Below are 18,632 nucleotides of genomic sequence, written 5' to 3' on the forward strand. Positions count from 1 at the left end.
GAAGGGTGACGTGACTGCTGGCGGATTTTCTGCGGCCGCGCCGGATGCGGCGCTGGCGGCCTTGTTCGTGCCGTTCGAGTCGGGTGAGCTGCGCCTGCCGGCGGAAGGCCGCGTGCTGTTCCTGCGCGCCCGCGCCGGCGTGCGGCTGCGCGAAATGGCGCAGCCCGGCTGGCTGTGTGAGCAGGGCTTCCTGCCGTTTGCCGACGAACTGGACCGCAACGGCCTGCGCGTGGGCGAGCCGGCGGCCGATGAAAAATTTCCGCTGGTGCTGCTGTTGCCGCCGCGCCAGCGTGATGAGGCGCGCGCCCTGTTCGCCCGCGCGCTGCGGCAGCTGGCGCCGGGCGGCACCGTGCTGGCCGCGATGCCGAATGCGGAAGGCGCGAAGTCGGGCGAGACGGACCTGGCGAAACTGGCCGGCGCCGTGCAGCGCCTGTCCAAGCACAAGTGCCGGGTGTTCTGGAGTACGCCGCAGTCGGCCGACATCGAACACGACCTGCTGGCCGAATGGCTGGCGCTGGACGCGCCGCGCGAAATCGCCGACGGCTACGTCAGTCGTCCCGGCCTGTTCGCCTGGGACCGCATCGACCGTGCCTCGGCGCTGCTGGCGGAACACCTGCCGGCCGACCTGCATGGCCGCGTGGCCGATCTCGGCGCCGGCTACGGCTATCTTTCCGCGCAGGTCGTCGCACGCTGCCCGCGGGTCGCGGCGATCGACCTGTATGAAGCCGAGGCGCGCACGCTGGAGCCGGCGCGGCTCAACCTGGCGCGGGCGCAACGCGAATGCGGCCGCGAGGTGGCGGTGGCGGTGCGCTGGCACGACGTGACCCGCGGCCTGGCGCAGCGTTACGACGCGATCGTCAGCAACCCGCCGTTCCACCAGGGGCGTGCCGACCTGCCCGAACTGGGTCGCGCCTTCATCGTCAGCGCGGCCGAGGCGCTGCTGCCGACGGGCCGCTTGCTGATCGTGGCAAACCGGCATCTGCCGTACGAGGCCGTGCTGGCCTCGCGTTTCCATGAAGTGCGCGCGCTGGCCGTGCAGGAAGGGTTCAAGGTGATCGAGGCGACGGGGGTACGCGGATGAAACTGGTCAAGCTGATTGCGAACCTGGGCTACGGCAGCCGCAAGGACGTGACCCAGTTGTTCCGCTCCGGTCGCATCACCGATGCCGCCGGCGAAGTGCTGTACGCCGACGACGTGGTGCCGTACGAAACCATCCGGGTGGACGACGAGCCGCTCGATCCGCCGCCCGGGCTCACCCTGATGATGAACAAGCCGCTCGGCGTCACCTGCTCGCGCAAGGACCCGGGCCGGGTGGTCTACGACCTGCTGCCGCCGCGCTACCGTGTGCGTACGCCGGCGCTTTCCACGGTGGGCCGGCTCGACCGCGACACCTCGGGCCTGCTGCTGTTCACCGACGACGGCGCGCTGCTGCACCGGATCATTTCGCCGAAGGCGAGCGTGACCAAGGTCTACGAGGCTACTCTGGCACAGGACCTGCGCGGCGACGAGAGCGAACTGTTCGCCAGCGGCACGCTGCTGCTGGAATCGGAAACCGAGCCGCTGGCGCCCGCTCGCCTCGACGTGCTGGGCCCACGGCACGCCCGGCTCGGCGTCAGCGAGGGCCGCTACCACCAGGTGCGCCGGATGTTCGCCGCTGCCGGCAATCACGTGGAGAGGCTGCAGCGGGTTTCGATCGGCGCACTCGCGCTGGGCGGGTTGGCGCCGGGCGAATGGTGTGCGCTCGATGCCGCCGACGTAGCACTGATCTTCGCGCCGTAGGGCGGCCCCGCCCTACGGCGCCGGTGCCACTACAGCATGTGGACCGCGGTGGGAATCGTGTTGCCGAACCACTTGTGCCGTTCGTCGCGGCAGCTCGGACTGCCCATCGCGTACTTGCGGCAGATCGCCGGGCGGTCTTCGTAGATCGTGCAGCGCCACGTGTTCGGGTCGACCGCGGCGCACCAGCCGTCCTCGCCCTTGGCCAGGACTTCCATGCCGAGTGCGTCGTGATCGACCAGCCATGCAGGCACGTGGTCGTCGGGCATCAGCACCACGGTGAGGCGACAGCACACCGCCTCACAGGCCGTGCATTGCACGCCCGGGTCGATGTTTTCCGCGTGGGGATCGGGGAGACTGTTCACGCGTCAGCATGACAGCAGCGGCATGAACACTTTGTTGTGGCGGCTGTTCAGCCCGGCTTGTCACGCCACAACGCCCGCCAGCCATCGGCCCCCAGCCGTTGCAGTGTCTCGATGTTGCGGCGGTAGATGCTGTCGGTATCGCTCATCGCCTCCATCGCGCGTTCGACGCTGGATTCGCGCAGCAGATGCAGCGTGGGATACGGCGAGCGGTTGCTGAGGTTGCCGACGTCGTCCGGCGTGCTGTCGGCGAACTGGTAGTCGGGGTGGAAGCCCGCCACCTGCCATTCGCCTTCCAGTCCCAGCGTCTGCACGGCGGCGTCGGCCACGTCGAGGAAGTCGTTGTAGTCGAGGAAGTCGCCGAGCACGAACGGGTGGATCAGCAGGCCGGTCTCGCATTCGTCCGGCGTCAGCGCATTGAGCGACTGCAGCTCGCCGCAGAGGTCGTCGAGCAGCGAGCCGGTGTCGCGCGCATGGCTCACCCGCAGGCGCAGCTTGCCCTGCACGTGCGGCGCGCGGGCGAACGGGCACAGGTTCAGCCCGATCACCGCACGTTCCAGCCAGCGCGTGGTGGCGGCGAGGTAGGGTGCGTCCCCGGGCAGTGCGTCGGCGTTGAGGTCGTTGGCGGGCGTCGGGTTCATGCGGTTTTCGCAGGGAGAGGCAGGCGACTATAGCGGCTGGCCAATGCGCGGGCTTGTGCATGCGCTGCCGGGGTCGTGCAGGCTTGCATCCGGTTTCGCGCGGGAGCACCCGGATGCCGGATGCGGGAACCGGTTTCGCAAATCTGATTTAATGGCGGCCCCCGGCATGGGGAACCCGCCGCGGCCGTGCCCCTGAACAGGATTCGCTCGTGGATGGTTCGACCCCAACGACCGCAGGCACCTCGCACGGCGCGAGTCGGGGGTATGCCGGGGTTGATGCTTGCCTGGTCACGTCCGGTGGCGTGCCGCCACGGGGAAAGGCCTGCGCCGAGGCAGACGGTGGCAGGTATCCGGCCAAGCGTTCCGCCACCGCGCGGGACACCCCCCGGAAGCCGGACCCGGTTTATCTGATGGCGCCGGCGTGCTGGAGGTCCGGCGGTTGGTCGGGACGCCGCCGCGCCGCCACCCCGCTCATCGTGATGCCGGCACCCGCCCAGTGGGTCCGTTCGCGGGCCGTGCCTGCCCGGCTGTCACCACGTACGCGGCGGCCGGCAGCCGAACGCTGGCTGTTGCCGCCCACCTGGCCGCTGGATGGTTGGCAGGTGACGGCAGTCGCCGGCTTGCGGCGGCTTGTCGCCGCCCGGATCATGCCGTGGGCACGGGCGCGCATCCCGGCGTGGCCGGAATGGGCGGGTGCGCGCCGGCTTGTCGCCGCGGGCGCGATCGCCGGCATTGCCCTGGTGTTGCTGCGCGTCGGCACGCATCCGGCGACGGAATCAAGCTCGGTCAGGGCCGTGGCTGGGGCAGCGGCAAGGCCGGCACCCGCCATGCGCACGGCGTCCTTGGCGGTCAGGCCGTTGCCAGTGCCGGCCGTTGCCGCGACAGTCCCGGCGAGCGTGGCAACGGTTTCGTCGGCAGTACGCTCCGGGCCGGCTGAAACCGGGCGCAAGCTGTTGTCCGAGGTCAGCACGATGGACCTGATGATGCCGATCGAGGAGCCCGACCTGGACATCGCCTCGCGGGACAGCCTGTGGTCGCAGGTCGGCAAGGCCGCCGGCGTCGATCCGCTGCTGCTGTACAGCGTCGCCCTGGTGGAATCGAAGGCGTTGTACCCGGACGGCAAGGTCGCGCCCACGCCCTGGCTGTTCCGCGTCAACGATCATCTGGTGCGCGGCAAGCGCCATGACGTGCAGCTGGCGATGGCGGCGGCGAGCCAGTTCGGTTCGGCGGTGCAGGATGTCGGCATCATGCAGGTCTACTACCCGATGCATCGCGACGCGGTGCGCGATCCGCTGACCCTGCTGAACCCGCGCACCAACATCACCGTGGCCGCGAAGATCCTGCGCGACGGCATGCGCCGGACCCATGACCGCGTGCTCGGCGTGGGCTATTACCACAGCCACACGCCCAGCCTGGCACACGATTACGGCACCGCCGTGCTGACCGTCTACCAGCGGCTGCAGGCGATCCACCGTACGGCGCGCCGCGGACAGGCCGTGGCGCGATAGCCGCGGCGCGGCCTTGCATCGAACCGCTGGCGCCCGGATATAGGCTGCAGCTTCGAGGTGACCCGATGTTCGATCTTCATTTCGACAATGCGTTCGTGCGCGAACTGCCCGGCGATCCGGAGCAGGGCGCGCGGCTGCGCCAGGTCGACGGTGCGCTGTACTCGCGGGTCGACCCCACGCCGGTCGCAGCGCCACGGCTGCTGGCCTGTTCGGCGGAGATGGCGGCCGCGCTGGGTTTCAGCTTGGCGGACGTCGCCGCGCCGGAGTTCGCGCAGGTGTTCGGCGGCAATGCCCTGCTCGACGGCATGCAGCCATATGCGGCGAACTACGGTGGGCACCAGTTCGGCCACTGGGCGGGACAGCTTGGCGACGGCCGTGCGATCTCGCTGGGCGAAGTCGTCAACGCCGCCGGCGAGCGCTGGGAACTGCAGCTCAAGGGAGCCGGGCTGACGCCGTATTCGCGCGGCGCGGACGGCCGCGCGGTGCTGCGTTCGTCGGTGCGCGAATTCCTGTGCAGCGAGGCGATGCACCACCTGGGCGTGCCGACCACGCGCGCGCTGAGCCTGGTCGGCACCGGCGAAACGGTGGTGCGCGACATGTTCTACGACGGCCACGCCGCGCCGGAACCGGGCGCGATCGTGTGCCGCGTGGCGCCGTCGTTCATCCGCTTCGGCAATTTCGAGTTGCCCACTTCGCGTGGCGATGCCGCGCTGCTGCGTCGACTGGTCGAGTTCACCATCCGCCGCGATTTCCCGGAGCTCGACGGCGAGGGCGAGGCGCTGTACGCGGCATGGTTCACCCAGGTGTGCGAGCGCACCGCCACGATGATGGCGCACTGGATGCGCGTGGGTTTCGTGCACGGCGTGATGAACACCGACAACATGTCGATCCTCGGCCTCACCATCGACTACGGCCCGTACGGCTGGATCGACGACTACGATCCGGACTGGACCCCGAACACCACCGACGCGCAGCGCCGCCGCTACCGCTACGGCCAGCAGCCGGACGTGGCATGGTGGAATCTGAGCTGCCTGGCCGGCGCGCTGGCGCCGCTGTTCGACGGGGTCGAACTGCTGGAAACCGGGCTGCAGCATTACGCCGCCACGTATGCTGCCGCCGACCGCGTCAACATCGCCGCCAAGCTGGGCTTGGCCGAGTGCCGCGACGACGACGTGGCGCTGATGCAGTCGCTGCACGTGCTGATGCGGCAGGCCGAGGTCGACATGACGCTGTGGTTCCGCGCGCTGGCCGACGTCGACGTGCCGGCGCCTACGCTGGCGCCGTTCGGCGCGGCGTTCTACGACGAGGCGAAACGGCATGAAGCGGAGCCGGCACTCCTGGACTGGCTGGCCCGCTATGCGGCCCGCTTGAGGGGCGACCCGCTGTCGCCCGGGTTGCGCCGCGAACGGATGCGCCTGGCGAACCCGCGCTACGTGCTGCGCAACTACCTGGCGCAGCAGGCGATCGACCGCGCGGGGCAGGGCGATCTCGCCGGCATCCACGAATTGCTCGACGTGCTGCGCCATCCGTACGACGACCAGCCCGACCGCGAGGCGTACGCGCAGAAGCGCCCCGACTGGGCGCGGCACAAGGCCGGCTGCTCGATGCTGTCGTGCAGTTCCTGAGCCTCGGGGAATCCTCGAACGCTCGTCATCCCAGCGAACGCTGGGATCCAGCGCCTCCGGGCGCTTGAATAGCCAAGGCCCTGGACTCCAGCGTTCGCTGGAATGACGCGCTTTGAAGCAGGCTCGACTCGTGGTCGAAAATTGGTGCCCTCGAGACGATTCGAACGTCCGACCTGTCCCTTAGGAGGGGACCGCTCTATCCAACTGAGCTACGAGGGCAGCGGCGGGATTTTCGCATGGATCGCGTGGTTCCGCTCCTCCCCCTGCTTGCAGGGGGAGGCCGGGAGGGGGTTGCGCAGGGTCGCCGAAAACCAGGATCAGGAGCGACCCCACCCCAGCCCTCCCCTGCGAGCAGGGGAGGGAGCAAGGCGGCCGGCCTGTTAGAATGTTCAACTGCCGATTTCACCCACGGCGCCTGCGGGCGCCGCACGTCCAGGAGACATCCATGTCCCATGCAATCCTCAGCGCGCTCGGCCTCGATGGCGAGCAGTCCGGCACCTACCTCGGCCAGGGCGAGTGGTCGAAGACCACCGACGCCGGCGCGCTGCAACCGGTGAACCCGGCCACCGGCGAGGTGCTCGGCAGCGTGCACGCCTCCAGCGCCGCCGATTACGAGGTGATCGTCAAGCGCGCGCAGGAAGCGTTCAAGCTGTGGCGCACCACCCCCGCGCCGCGCCGCGGCGAGGCGGTGCGGCTGTGCGGCGAAGCACTGCGCAGGCACAAGGACGCGCTCGGTTCGCTGGTCGCGCTGGAGATGGGCAAGATCAAGCCCGAAGGCGACGGCGAAGTGCAGGAGATGATCGACATCGCCGATTTCGCGGTGGGCCAGAGCCGCATGCTGTACGGCTACACCATGCATTCGGAGCGCCCCGGCCATCGCATGTACGACCAGTACCACCCGCTGGGTCTCGTCGGCATCATCAGCGCGTTCAACTTCCCGGTCGCGGTATGGGCGTGGAACGCCATGCTGGCCACCATCGCCGGCGACATCTGCATCTGGAAGCCGTCGCCGAAGGTCCCGCTGTCGGCGATCGCCACCATCCGCATCTGCAACGAGGCGCTGAAGGCCGGCGGCTTCCCCGACCTGTTCTTCCTGTTCAACGACGCCGGCACCGACCTGTCGCAAGGCTTCGTCGACGACAAGCGCATCCCGCTGATCAGCTTCACCGGCTCCACCAGGGTCGGCCGCATGGTCGGCGAGCGGGTGGCGCAGCGCATGGGCCGCTCGCTGCTGGAACTGGGCGGCAACAACGCGATCATCCTGGACCAATCGGCCGACCTGAAGCTGGCGATCCCCGGCATCGTGTTCGGCGCGGTCGGCACGGCGGGCCAGCGCTGCACCACCACGCGCCGCCTGTTCGTGCACGAGTCGATCTTCGACGGCGTGCTCGACACCCTGGTCAAGGCGTACGGCCAGGTCGAGGGCAAGATCGGCGATCCCACTCTGGCCACCACGCTGATGGGTCCGCTGAACAGCCAGGAGGCGGTGAGCGCCTACCTCGCCGCGATCGGGAAGGCGAAGGCCGCGGGCGGTACCGTGCGCACCGGCGGCAAGGCGCTGACCGAGCGCAAGGGCAACTTCGTGCTGCCGACCATCGTCACCGGGCTGAAGAACTCCGACGAGGTGGTGCAGGCCGAGACGTTCGCGCCGATCCTCTACGTGATGCCGTTCAAGACCATCGACGAGGCGATCGAGATGCAGAACGACGTGCCGCAGGGCCTGTCCTCGTCGATCTTCACCAACAACCTGAAGGCGGCCGAGCAGTTCCTGTCGGCGGCCGGTTCCGACTGCGGCATCGCCAACGTCAACATCGGCACCTCCGGCGCGGAGATCGGCGGCGCCTTCGGCGGCGAGAAGGAGACCGGTGGCGGCCGCGAGTCCGGTTCGGACGCATGGAAGGTGTACATGCGCCGGCAGACCAATACCATCAACTACTCGGACGCGTTGCCGCTGGCGCAGGGCATCAAGTTCGACCTGTGACGCCGTGAACCCGTCGCGTGCGGTGTGCCGCCCGCGACGGGGGTGCAGGGCGTCGTCGTCCCACCTCATTCCGCGAGCAGACCGATGAGCTACCAACCGTCCTACCGTGCGGGTTCCGGCACCAGTCCGCTGGCCGTGGTTAGCCTGGTGTTCGGCATCCTGGCCTGGTGCGTGCTGCCGTTCCTCGGCGCCATCGTGGCGATCGTCTGCGGCCACCTGGCGCGCAGCGAGATCCGCCGCAGTCCGGTCGAGAGCCGCGTCGAGGGCGACGGCATGGCGGTGGCCGGGCTGGTGCTCGGCTACGCGCAACTGGTGCTGTGCGTGCTGTGCGCATTCGTGCTGGTCGCCATGATGGTGTTCGGCTTCACGCTGTGGGGCTGGCACTGATCGCCGCATGAATACCGACGCCCGCTCCGCCGCCTTCGATTTCCACGGATATCGCGTTGTCGTCGCCGGCGGCAGCCGCGGCATCGGCCGCAGCATCGCGCTGGGCTTCGCCGAAGCGGGCGCCGCCGTGTCGGTCTGCGCACGCGGCGCCGCAGCGCTGGAGGAAACCCGCCAGGCGCTGGCGGCGCATGGCGTGCCTGCGCACGCGCAGAGCTGCGACCTGGCCGACGCCGGGGCGATCGACGCCTACGTGGCGAATGCCGCCGCCGCACTCGGCGGCATCGACGTGCTGGTCAACAACGCCAGCGGCTACGGCTTCGACGACAGCGACGAAGGCTGGCTGGCTGGCTTCAACGTCGACCTGATGGCGGCGGTGCGCGCCTCGCGTGCCGCCTTGCCGCACCTCATGGCTTCGGCGCATGGCTGCATCCTGCATACCGGTTCGATCGCCGCGTTCCGCCCGCGCACGAGCGGCGCGGCGTACGCGGCGGTGAAGGCAGCACTGAGCCAGTACACCACGTCGCAGGCGCTGGCACTGGCGGAGCAGCGCATCCGCGTCAATGCGATCGCTCCGGGCTCGATCGCCTTCCCTGACGGCCTGTGGGAGCGTCGCCGGCTGGAGCGACCGGAACTCTACCGCGCCACCCTGGCAAAAATCCCGTTCGGTCGCTTCGGCAAGCCGGAGGAAATCGCCCACGCCGCGCTGTTCCTGGCCTCGCCATGGGCCGGCTGGATCACCGGCCAGACCCTGGTGGTCGACGGTGGGCAGATGCTCAATGGCTGATCGGGGCGCCACCTCGCGCGCCAAAGGCCGCGCATCCGGACACCGCGCGCGCAGGCGCCTGTTGCCCGGCGGCACCGGCGGGAACGGCGCGACAAGCTCCCATCACCCCACCCGCGCTCCCGCGGGCCAACTGGTCTGACCCATGTACGACATGCTGCGCCCGCTGCTGTTCAGCCTCGATGCCGAGACCGCGCACCGCCTCACCCTGTATGCGCTCGGCGTGGCCCAGCGCAGCGGCTTCGCCCACAAGCTGGTGAGGCCGCCGGGCGAGCTGCCGACCCGCGCCCTCGGCATCACTTTTCCGAACCCGGTGGGACTGGCCGCCGGGCTGGACAAGAACGCCGAGCATCTCGACGCGCTCGATGCGCTCGGCTTCGGCTTCATCGAGGTCGGCACGGTGACGCCGCGGCCGCAGGCGGGCAACGACCGGCCGCGCCTGTTCCGCTTGCCGCGGCACGAGGCGATCATCAACCGCATGGGCTTCAACAACGCCGGAGTCGATGCGCTGGTGCGCAACGTGCGGCAGTCCGCCTATCACGGGGTGCTCGGCATCAACATCGGCAAGAACAAGGACACGCCGAACGAGAAGGCGGTCAGCGACTACCTGCTCTGCCTCACCCGCGTGTACGAACTGGCCAGCTACGTCACGGTGAACATTTCCTCGCCGAACACCCAGGGCCTGCGCGATCTGCAACAGGAAGCCACGCTGCGCCGCTTCATCTCGGTGCTGCGCGAGGCGCAGGAGCGGCTGGGTTCGCAGCACGGCCGGCGCAAGCCGATGCTGCTGAAGATCGCACCGGACCTTTCCGAGGCGGAACTCGACTCGATCGCGGAGGTGCTGCTGCATACCGGCATCGACGGGGTGATCTGCAGCAACACCACGATCGACCATGCGGCGGTGAGCGGCGATCCACGCGGCAACGAGGTCGGCGGGTTGTCCGGCAAGCCGTTGTTCGAGCGTTCCACCGCGGTGCTGGCCGGCATGCACAAGCGGCTGCAGGGCCGCATCCCGCTGATCGGCGTGGGCGGTATCCTCGACGGCAGCGACGCCGCCGAGAAGGTGGCGGCAGGTGCCTCGCTGGTGCAGCTCTACACGGGCCTGATCTACCGCGGGCCGCCGCTGGTCGCGGAATGCGTCGATGAGATCCGCCGCCAGCGCGAGAACGCCGATGCCGCCTGAACGAGTGGACATGGGCGGCTACACGCTCATCGAGAATGCTCCGCTGGCGAACCGCAACACCTTGCGCGTCGACGCGCGGGCAACGCTGCTGGCGGAAATCCGCGACGCTGCGAAACTGCCCGAACTGCTGGACTTCCCCGCCGTGCGTCACAGCCGCCTGCTGGTGCTGGGCGAGGGCAGCAACATGCTGTTCACCGGCGATTTCGGCGGCACCGTGCTGGCGATGGGAACCCGCGGCGTGCAGGTGGAAAGCGACGGCGACAGCGCGCGCATCGCGGTGGCCGCCGGCGAGCGCTGGGACGACTTCGTGCGCTGGACCCTGGGTCAGGGCTACGCCGGCCTGGAGAATCTGATCCTGATCCCCGGCACCGTCGGCGCCGCGCCGATCCAGAACATCGGCGCCTACGGCTGCGAAGTGGCCGAGTTCGTCGAAAGCGTGGAAGCATGGGATACCCGTGAGCACCGCGTGGTGACGCTGGATCACGCCACCTGCGCCTTTGCCTATCGCGACTCGCTGTTCAAGCACGAGCCCGGCCGCTACGTGGTCACTGCCGTGCGCTTCGTGCTGCCGCGCAGCCGCCCGCTGCGCACCGACTACGCCGGCATCGACGAGGAGCTGGCGCGGATGGGCGTGGACAAGCCCGCACCGTTCCACGTCGCCGAGGCGGTGGTGCGCCTGCGCACGCGCAAGCTGCCCGACCCGGCGGTGATCGGCAACGCCGGCAGCTTCTTCAAGAACCCGATCGTCGACGTCGCGCTGGCCGATGCACTCAGGCGCGAGCATCCCGGGCTGGCTGCCTGGCCGCAGCCCGATGGGCGCTGCAAGGTGTCGGCCGCCTGGATGATCGAGGCCGCCGGTTTCAAGGGTTTTCGCGAAGGCGATGCGGGCATCTCCAACCGGCATGCGCTGGTGCTGGTCAACCACGGCCACGCCACCGGCCCGCAGTTGTGGGCGCTGGCGCAGCGGGTGATGCACGGCGTGCATGAGAAGTTCGGCGTGCAGCTGGAGCCGGAGCCGGTGGTGATCGGCGGGCGCTGATTTTTTTGTAGGAGCGCACCTTGTACGCAGGAAACTTCCTTCGGTCGTGCGCGATGCTCTTGCTTTTGGCGCATTTAAAGCGAAAAGGATCAGAGGCAAGAGCTTTCGTCTGCCTGCGGCAGCCGAGTTACTTTCTCTTTGCGTGGCCAAAGAGAAAGTAACCAAAGAGAAAGGCCACCCCGCTTGGCGCTTGCCGCCCATCCATGGGCGGCAAGTCCGTGAGTCGGGGCCGGGCTTTTCGAGCGGGCTCCTGCCCGCGCGAAAAGGCGTTGCCATCCCTGGCAACGCCCGCTGCGCGGCCTGTCGACCCCGACTCACCGCCGCACAGGGGCCCCGGGTAGAGCAGCGGGCCATCCTGGCCCGCACTTTTGAGAAGAGCCGAGGCGAGAGCAAGAGCAAGAGCAAGAGCAACGCCGCGGCGGACCGCCGCTTTGCTTTGGCTCCGGCTTTTGGTTTTGCTCTTCAGCTTTTTCACTGAGTGCGGGCCACGATGGCGCGCTGCTCTGCCCGGGGTCCCCTCTGAAGCGGCGGACGGGTGGAGGAAAAGCCCGCAGGGTGGTTCGCATGGATGCGAACCAGTTTGTCGTCAGGGCAGGATGCCCTGTCGACAAACCCCGTAGCCCGCACGCGGACCTTGCGGACAGGCGACGGCATGGATGCCGGAGTTGAGGCAACGCAGGGAGCAGTTGCCCGATGTCCGCAAGGCGCGTAAGCGGGGTGCCCCTCTCTTTGGTTACTTTCTCTCGGGCAAGCGAGAGAAAGTGACTCGCCCTCCGAAGGAGGACGAAAGCTCTAAAAGCCTTGTGCTTTTAAAGCCATTTCAATAATGGCATCAAGCGTGAGCCCGCTTCTCGATATCCGGCAAAAACACCGTGATCAGTCCCATCAGCGGCAGGTAGGCGCACAGCCGGTAGACGTATTCGATGCCGTGCGTGTCGGCCAGGCCGCCGAGCACGGCGGCGCCGATGCCGCCCATGCCGAAGGCGAGGCCGAAGAACAGCCCGGAGACCATGCCGACGCGGCCGGGCACCAACTCCTGCGCGTAGACCAGGATCGCCGAGAAGGCCGAGGCCAGCACCAGGCCGATGATCACGGTCAGCACGCCGGTCCACGGCAGGTTGGCATGCGGCAGCAGCAGGGTGAACGGCGCGACGCCGAGGATGGAGACCCAGATCACCCACTTGCGCCCGATCCGGTCGCCGACCGGGCCGCCGATCAGCGAGCCGGCGGCCACCGCGAACAGGAACACGAACAGGTGCACCTGCGCGCTCTGCACCGACACGCCGAACTTGTGGATCAGGTAGAAGGTGTAATAGCTGCTGAGGCTGGTCAGGTAGAAATACTTGGAGAAGATCAGCAGGCCGAGGATCGCCAGCGCGGCGAGCACCTGCCGGCGCGACAGCGTCACGGCCGACCGCCGCCGCGCCGCCGCCTTGCCGCGCACGACATGATGCTGCCCGTACCAGCGCCCCACCTGCAGCAGCACCACGATCGCCAGCAGCGCCGCCAGCGAGAACCAGGCCACGCTGCCGCGTCCGTGCGGCACGATGATCCACGCGGCCAGCAGCGGCCCCAGCGACGCGCCGGTGTTGCCGCCCACCTGGAACAGCGACTGTGCCAGGCCGTGCTGCCCGCCCGAGGCCATCCGCGCCACCCGCGAGGATTCGGGGTGGAACACCGACGAGCCAGTGCCGACCAGCGCCGCGGCCGCCAGCAGCACCGGGAAATTCGGCGCCGTCGCCAGCAACAGCAGGCCGCACAGGGTGAAGCCCATGCCCACCGGCAGCGAGTACGGCATCGGCCGGCGGTCGGTGACCATGCCGACCAGCGGCTGCAGCAGCGAGGCGGTGAGCTGGTAGGTCAGCGTGATCAGGCCGATCTGAGCAAAGTTGAGCTGGAAGTCGTGCTTGAGGATCGGATAGATCGCCAGGATCAGCGACTGGATCATGTCGTTGAGCATGTGCGCAAAGCTGATCCCGCCGAGTACCGCATACTCGGTGGATTCGCCGGGCGGCGACGGATCGCTGGAGAGGGGGATCGCGGACGGGGACAGCGGGGCGCTTTCGACGCGGGTCTGCATGGGGTGTTCGGCTGGACGGGGCGGCGCGGGGGTGTCAACCATAAGGCAAACGGCCGCCGTTCCGCATGTGCCAGCCGTTGACGGAGGATTGCGCTATCGCCGCCGTGCGCGTGCCGGGGCGCGCCGCCGAAAGCCGGACGAAGGACGTCCGGGTGTCACCGCGTCGTCAGCGAAATGCCGCAGACTGAGCGGTACCTGACCCGGCCCGGCCGCATCGGGAGCGGGCCCCGCAGGCGGCGCGCTACCATGCGGGATGCTACCCACCTGCAGCAGCCTGGAGCACCGATGAACAGCCGCCTGATTCGCGGAACCTTGCCGCCCGACGCCGGTGCGCCGGCCGCCAACGACGCCGCGCCGGCGTCAGCGCCGGTGGGACCGGATCTGGGTGACAGCCGGCTGTACATCAACCGCGAGCTGTCGCAGCTGCAATTCAACATCCGCGTGCTGGACCAGGCGCTGGACGAGCGTACGCCGCTGCTGGAACGGCTGAAGTTCCTGCTGATCTTCTCCGCCAACATGGACGAGTTCTTCGAGATCCGCGTGGCGGGGCTGAAGGGGCAGATCGCGCTGGACCACGAGATGATCGGCCCGGACGGCATTCCGCCGAAGCGGGCGTTGGCCGAGATCAGCGAGATCGCGCACCGGCAGATCACGCGGCAGTACGCGATCCTCAACGAGCGCATCCTGCCGGAGCTGGCCACGCACGGCATCCGCATCGTGCGGCGCACGCAGTGGACGCACAAGCAGAAGATGTGGGTGCGCCGCTATTTCCGCGAAGAGGTGGCGCCGCTGGTCACCCCGATCGGGCTCGACCCCACCCATCCGTTCCCGCTGCTGGTCAACAAGAGCCTCAACTTCATCGTGCGGCTGGATGGCGTGGACGCGTTCGGCCGCGATTCCGGCCTGGCGATCGTGCCGGCGCCGCGCGTGCTGCCGCGGCTGATCCGCATGCCGCTGGAAATCTGCGAGGGTGGCGACAACTACGTGTTGCTGTCCTCGATCATCCATGCCCATGCGGAGGAACTGTTCCCCGGCATGGCCGTGCTCGGCTGCTACCAGTTCCGGCTGACCCGCAACGCCGACCTCACGCTCGACCCGGAAGACGTCGAGGACCTGGCGCTGGCGCTGCGCGGCGAGCTGTACTCGCGCCGCTTCGGCGACGCGGTGCGGCTGGAGGTGGCCGACAACTGCCCGAAGGAGCTGACCGACTACCTGCTAAAGCAGTTCGGCCTCAACGAATCGGAAATGTACGAGGTGAACGGCCCGGTGAACCTGGCGCGGCTGTTCCGCATCGCCAACAACGTCAGCTACCCGAGGCTGCAATACCTCCCGTTCACGCCGGCGCTGCCGAAGGCGCTGCAGCACGCCGAGGACCTGTTCGAGGTGATCGGCAAGCAGGACGTGCTGCTGCTGCACCCGTACGAATCGTTCACGCCGGTGGTCGACCTGCTGCGCCAGGCGGCGAAGGACCCGCAGGTGCTGGCGATCAAGCAGACGCTGTACCGCACCAACGCGAACTCCGAGATCGTCGACGCGCTGGTCGACGCGGCCCGTGCCGGCAAGGAAGTGACCGCGGTGGTCGAGCTGCGCGCGCGCTTCGACGAGGAATCCAACCTCACGCTCGCCTCGCGCCTGCAGCAGGCCGGCGCGATGGTGATCTACGGCGTGGTCGGCATCAAGACGCACGCCAAGCTGATGCTGATCCAGCGCCGCGAGGGCAGCGAGCTGGTGCGCTACGCCCACCTGGGCACCGGCAACTACCACACCGGCAACGCCCGGCTGTACACCGACTACAGCCTGCTGACCTCCGACGAGGCGCTGTGCGAGGACGTGCACAAGCTGTTCAGCCAGCTCACCGGCATGGGCAAGGTGCTGCACATGAAGAAGCTGCTGCACGCGCCATTCACCCTGAAGAAAACCCTGCTCGAACTGATCGCGCGCGAGAGCGCGAACGCGGCGGCTGGCAAGCCGGCGCAGATCATCCTCAAGGTCAACGCGCTGACCGAGCCGAAGGTGATCCGCGCGCTGTACAAGGCCAGCATCGCCGGCGTGCAGGTGGACCTGATCGTGCGCGGCATCTGCAGCCTGCGCCCCGGCGTGCCGGGCGTCTCGGAGAACATCCGGGTGCGCTCGGTCATTGGCCGCTTCCTGGAGCACAGCCGCGCCTACTGGTTCGCCAACGACGGCGAGCCGCAGCTGTACCTGGCCAGTGCCGACCTGATGGAACGCAACCTCGACCGCCGCGTCGAAACCGCCTTCCCGATCGAAGGCAAGAAGCTGCAGCATCGCGTGCGCCAAGCGCTGGAGTTGTACCTCACCGACAACGCCAGCGCCGCGCTGCTGCAGCCCGACGGCGAGTACCTGCGCCCCGCGGCGGCCGCCGGCGAGCCCATCCGCAACGTGCAGGCCGAGTTGATGGTCAAGCTGTGCGGCGCCGGGGTGGATAACGGCAACAACGGGCACTGAACCCTCGCAGGAGCGTCCGAAGCGGTCCGAGGTGGAAACCCTCCAGCGGTACACGAGGTTGTGCCCCTGCGCGGGGGGCTTCGGTGGTGGCGGGCGGTGCGAACGGCTGGCGCAGGCCGGCATCGAGCCTTCGGTCGGCAGCGTCGGCGCTGCCGACGACGACGCGTTGGCCGAAACCATCAACGGCCGGTACAAGGCCGAAGTGATTCGCCGCAAGACAGACACGGAAGAACCGCGAAGCCGTCGAGCTGGCCACCCTCCGACTCGCCACAAACAGCCTCCGGAGAACCCGCGGCGATTCAGGGTGGGGCGCACCCGCAGAGTGGCGGTTGGCCACGGCGCCGCCGCAGGCCACTCGCCCGATGTATCCGTGTCGCCCCGTTTCTTGTCACACTGATTGGCGCGGTTCGTGGCGTGGCCTTGCTTCGACGACGTGCTGCCGCGCTGTCCCGGGTCAACGACACCCGATCCGGCTCGAATCCGCCGATGCCGTCCGCATCTGCGGGCAGGGTCTTTGCAGTATCCGCTGGTGCGAGGTCGACACGATGCAGTCCATCCTTGATTCGAAGTGGCTGGTGTTCATGAAGGTGGCCGAGCTGGGCAGCCTCACGCGTGCTGCGGAAGCACTGGACGCGCCGCAATCCATGATCAGCCGCCAGGTGGGTGAACTGGAGCGGCGCTGCGGGGCCAGGGTTTTCCGGCGCACCGGTCGCGGCGTGGTGCTGACCGAATTCGGCGAGCAGCTGTATCCGCGCATCAAGTCGCTGGCGAACGAGGCGGACAGCATCAGCGACGCCATCCGGACCTCGGGCAGCGTGCCAGTGGGCGAGGTGCGGCTGGGCATGCTGCCGCTGTCCGTGCCGCAGCTGGCGAGCAAGCTGTTCGCCCTGGTGCGCGAGCGCTACCGGCAAGTGCAGTTGCACCTGATCGAGGGCACCAGTGTGCAGCTGGAGGAACAGCTGCGCGAAGGGCGGATCGACATGGCCCTGCTGTTGCGCGAAGGGCCGGTGGCGAACGATGGCGAGTCGATCCTGATGCAATCCGCCCTGCAACTGGTCGGGCCGCACGGCGACCCGCTGCTGCAGGATGAAACCATTCCCCTCCACGCGCTGGAAGGGTTGCCACTGGTGGTCCCCAGTCGCCCGCACCAGCTGCGCGCGCGGCTGGATTCGCTCGCCGAAGCGCGCGGCATGCTGCTGAACGTCGCCGTCGAGGCGGACTCGATCCGCTTGCAGTACGAGATCGCTGCGGCGGGTGGCGGCTACGCGATCACCTCGGGCCTGTTCGATCTGCGCAATGACGCACGGCTGGCGAGCGCGCGCATCGTGAAACCCGAACTGCTGCGCAGTGTGGTGCTTTCCTCCACTTTGCGGCGGCCGCACACGCTGGCCACACGGGAAGTGCAGCGACTGGTCGCTCAGGTCGTGCCGGAGATGCTGAGTATCTGAGCCTGGCGGGGCGCCGTTCGGAACGATCCGCTGGATCTTGTGTTATGCATATTTGCTGCTATGCAACATGATTGTCAGGACAGCTTCGCATCACGGTCATGCTGGCCGCCGTTTCGTAAAGAATAAAATTATTCAAAAACAGTTCTTTGCAACGAAACGCCGAAGGAGGAAGGGTGTGCGTCGCCCCGAATGTTGCAGGCAAAGATATGCAATATAGGCATAACTGAAATCGGGTTTGCAGGCTAGGTCGCGGGTGGGCGCCTGCCTAACGTACGGGCATCTTCATTGGGGGAGCCCGTGCCTTGAGTCTTGCCACGCCGCATGCAGCCGTTTCCATCCAGGCCTCCACGCTGTTCATTGGCGACGCCCAGGTGGTGGAGCTGGCGCAGTGGCCTGCCGCGGTCGCCGCCCTGCGCCATGCCTATGCCCAGCCGATGACGCCGGAGATGGTGCCGCCGCGCGTGATGGCGCGTGGCCGGGGCTTCTGGTTGCGCGGGCTGTGCGCCATCTCGCCGTCCGGCGAGTACATGGGCTGCAAGCTGATCGCCGCGTCGCCGACGATCCACCGCGCCAGCTACCTGATCTCGCTGTTCGACCAGCGCACGATGGACCTGGTGGCGCTGATCGATGGCAACCGCATCACCGGCATCCGCACCGCCGCCGCCGCCGCCGTCGCGGTCGACCTGCTGGCGCCGAAGAAGGCGCTGCGCGTGGCGATCATCGGCGCGGGCTTCGAGGCGCGCTCGCAGCTGGAGGCGCTGTCGGCTACCCGCGAGATCGCCGGCGTGCGGGTGTTCAGCCCGACCCCGGCCAGCCGCCAGCGCTTCGCCGACAGCTTCCGCGACAGCCACCAGCTCGACATCGCGGCAGTCGATAGCGCCCACGATGCGGTGAAGGGCGCCGACGTGGTGATCTGTGCCGCGCGCAGCCGCGACGAGTCGCCGGTGATCCACGGCGTCTGGCTGGAGCCGGGCATGACCGTGGTGTCGATCGGTTCGACCTTGCCCGAGCAGCGCGAAGTCGACGAGACCACGATGGCCCGCGCCGGTCTCATCGTTGCCGACCTGCCCGAAGAGGTGGTGCACGACACCGGTGACGCGATCGCCGCGGCCCGGGCCGGCATCGACGTCGCCGCCAAGACCGTGTCGCTGGCCGACCTGGCCGGCGGCCGCGTGGCTGGCCGCCGCAACGCGGAGGAGATCGTTCTCTACAAATCGGTCGGCACCGCGCTGCAGGACGTGGTGATCGCCGAGATGCTGTTTCGCGGCGCCTGCGAGCACGGCCGCTACACGGTTCTGCCGGCCACCGTGCTGACGATCGACAAGTGAACCCCTTCCCCGAGCCTGAAGACTTCC

The 18,632-nt window shown here is 68.5% G+C and carries 17 protein-coding genes, 1 tRNA gene and 1 pseudogene; 14 read left to right on the plus strand and 5 right to left on the minus strand.

What is annotated here, in order from left to right; genetic code table 11:
* Window positions 1–10 precede the first annotated feature (10 nt).
* Window positions 11–1,081 carry a class I SAM-dependent methyltransferase gene (locus tag AC1Q5A_RS06160; RefSeq protein ID WP_492699330.1) on the plus strand — a complete coding sequence of 357 codons (1,071 nt, stop codon included), beginning with the start codon at window positions 11–13 and terminating at the stop codon, window positions 1,079–1,081.
* Window positions 1,078–1,779, plus strand: coding sequence for a pseudouridine synthase (locus AC1Q5A_RS06165; protein ID WP_492699332.1), 702 nt, complete (start codon window positions 1,078–1,080; stop codon window positions 1,777–1,779). The genes AC1Q5A_RS06160 and AC1Q5A_RS06165 overlap by 4 nt, the downstream gene beginning before the upstream one ends.
* 29 nt (window positions 1,780–1,808) lie before the next feature.
* Here AC1Q5A_RS06165 and AC1Q5A_RS06170 read toward each other — a convergent pair whose 3' ends face one another.
* The 3 genes from AC1Q5A_RS06170 to AC1Q5A_RS06180 form a co-directional block, all read right to left on the minus strand.
* Window positions 1,809–2,141, minus strand: a complete 333-nt coding sequence (locus AC1Q5A_RS06170) for a YkgJ family cysteine cluster protein (RefSeq protein ID WP_492699333.1) — start codon at window positions 2,139–2,141, stop codon at window positions 1,809–1,811.
* A gap of 47 nt (window positions 2,142–2,188) precedes the next feature.
* Entirely contained in the window at window positions 2,189–2,779 is a 591-nt protein-coding gene (locus AC1Q5A_RS06175; protein ID WP_492699335.1) for a DUF1415 domain-containing protein, read from the minus strand.
* Window positions 2,780–3,182: 403 nt separating this feature from the next.
* Complete coding sequence (locus tag AC1Q5A_RS06180) at window positions 3,183–3,749, minus strand: hypothetical protein (RefSeq protein ID WP_492699337.1); 567 nt, start codon at window positions 3,747–3,749, stop codon at window positions 3,183–3,185.
* On the opposite strand from AC1Q5A_RS06180, the gene AC1Q5A_RS06185 reads away from it, so the two are divergent.
* Together AC1Q5A_RS06185 and AC1Q5A_RS06190 are read left to right on the plus strand one after the other, a co-directional pair.
* Window positions 3,733–4,287, plus strand: coding sequence for a lysozyme family protein (locus tag AC1Q5A_RS06185; protein ID WP_492699339.1), 555 nt, complete (start codon window positions 3,733–3,735; stop codon window positions 4,285–4,287). The two genes, AC1Q5A_RS06180 and AC1Q5A_RS06185, sit on opposite strands and share 17 nt — an antisense overlap.
* A gap of 65 nt (window positions 4,288–4,352) precedes the next feature.
* Window positions 4,353–5,912 carry a protein adenylyltransferase SelO gene (locus tag AC1Q5A_RS06190; protein ID WP_492699341.1) on the plus strand — a complete coding sequence of 520 codons (1,560 nt, stop codon included), beginning with the start codon at window positions 4,353–4,355 and terminating at the stop codon, window positions 5,910–5,912.
* A 142-nt stretch (window positions 5,913–6,054) separates the two neighbouring features.
* Here the strand turns inward: AC1Q5A_RS06190 and AC1Q5A_RS06195 are convergent.
* A tRNA-Arg gene (locus AC1Q5A_RS06195) sits at window positions 6,055–6,131 on the minus strand.
* Window positions 6,132–6,357: 226 nt separating this feature from the next.
* On the opposite strand from AC1Q5A_RS06195, the gene amaB reads away from it, so the two are divergent.
* The 6 genes from amaB (at window position 6,358) to AC1Q5A_RS06225 (ending at window position 11,761) form a co-directional block, all read left to right on the plus strand.
* A complete protein-coding gene (amaB, locus tag AC1Q5A_RS06200) occupies window positions 6,358–7,893 on the plus strand; it encodes an L-piperidine-6-carboxylate dehydrogenase (protein ID WP_492699343.1) in 1,536 nt (511 codons plus the stop codon).
* A gap of 84 nt (window positions 7,894–7,977) precedes the next feature.
* Window positions 7,978–8,280, plus strand: coding sequence for a DUF4190 domain-containing protein (locus AC1Q5A_RS06205; protein WP_492699344.1), 303 nt, complete (start codon window positions 7,978–7,980; stop codon window positions 8,278–8,280).
* A gap of 7 nt (window positions 8,281–8,287) precedes the next feature.
* Window positions 8,288–9,064, plus strand: a complete 777-nt coding sequence (locus AC1Q5A_RS06210) for an SDR family NAD(P)-dependent oxidoreductase (RefSeq protein WP_492699346.1) — start codon at window positions 8,288–8,290, stop codon at window positions 9,062–9,064.
* A 142-nt stretch (window positions 9,065–9,206) separates the two neighbouring features.
* Window positions 9,207–10,244, plus strand: a complete 1,038-nt coding sequence (locus tag AC1Q5A_RS06215; RefSeq protein WP_492699348.1) for a quinone-dependent dihydroorotate dehydrogenase — start codon at window positions 9,207–9,209, stop codon at window positions 10,242–10,244.
* A gap of 10 nt (window positions 10,245–10,254) precedes the next feature.
* Window positions 10,255–11,283: a UDP-N-acetylmuramate dehydrogenase gene (gene murB, locus AC1Q5A_RS06220; RefSeq protein ID WP_492699700.1), complete on the plus strand. Its 1,029-nt coding sequence runs from the start codon at window positions 10,255–10,257 to the stop codon at window positions 11,281–11,283.
* Between the two features lie 46 nt (window positions 11,284–11,329).
* On the plus strand, window positions 11,330–11,761 hold the full coding sequence (locus tag AC1Q5A_RS06225) for a hypothetical protein (RefSeq protein WP_492699350.1): 432 nt from the start codon (window positions 11,330–11,332) through the stop codon (window positions 11,759–11,761).
* A gap of 354 nt (window positions 11,762–12,115) precedes the next feature.
* Here AC1Q5A_RS06225 and AC1Q5A_RS06230 read toward each other — a convergent pair whose 3' ends face one another.
* Window positions 12,116–13,363 (minus strand): MFS transporter, encoded by a 1,248-nt coding sequence (locus tag AC1Q5A_RS06230; protein WP_492699352.1) that lies wholly within the window; start codon window positions 13,361–13,363, stop codon window positions 12,116–12,118.
* A gap of 285 nt (window positions 13,364–13,648) precedes the next feature.
* Here AC1Q5A_RS06230 and ppk1 point away from each other — a divergent pair, with 285 nt between their 5' ends.
* From ppk1 to AC1Q5A_RS06250, 4 genes and pseudogenes are all read left to right on the plus strand, one after another.
* Complete coding sequence (gene ppk1 / locus AC1Q5A_RS06235; RefSeq protein ID WP_492699354.1) at window positions 13,649–15,829, plus strand: polyphosphate kinase 1; 2,181 nt, start codon at window positions 13,649–13,651, stop codon at window positions 15,827–15,829.
* 100 nt (window positions 15,830–15,929) lie between these two features.
* Window positions 15,930–16,089: pseudogene (locus tag AC1Q5A_RS06240) on the plus strand (IS3 family transposase); the annotation flags it as partial.
* A gap of 285 nt (window positions 16,090–16,374) precedes the next feature.
* A complete protein-coding gene (locus AC1Q5A_RS06245; RefSeq protein WP_492699702.1) occupies window positions 16,375–17,277 on the plus strand; it encodes a LysR family transcriptional regulator in 903 nt (300 codons plus the stop codon).
* Window positions 17,278–17,579: 302 nt separating this feature from the next.
* The gene (locus AC1Q5A_RS06250) at window positions 17,580–18,605 is read left to right on the plus strand and encodes an ornithine cyclodeaminase family protein (protein ID WP_492699355.1); all 1,026 of its coding nucleotides are present in this window, start codon (window positions 17,580–17,582) and stop codon (window positions 18,603–18,605) included.
* The last annotated feature ends 27 nt before the right edge of the window (window positions 18,606–18,632 follow it).

Source organism: Rhodanobacter sp. GW835-FHT13D09 (assembly GCF_058793995.1).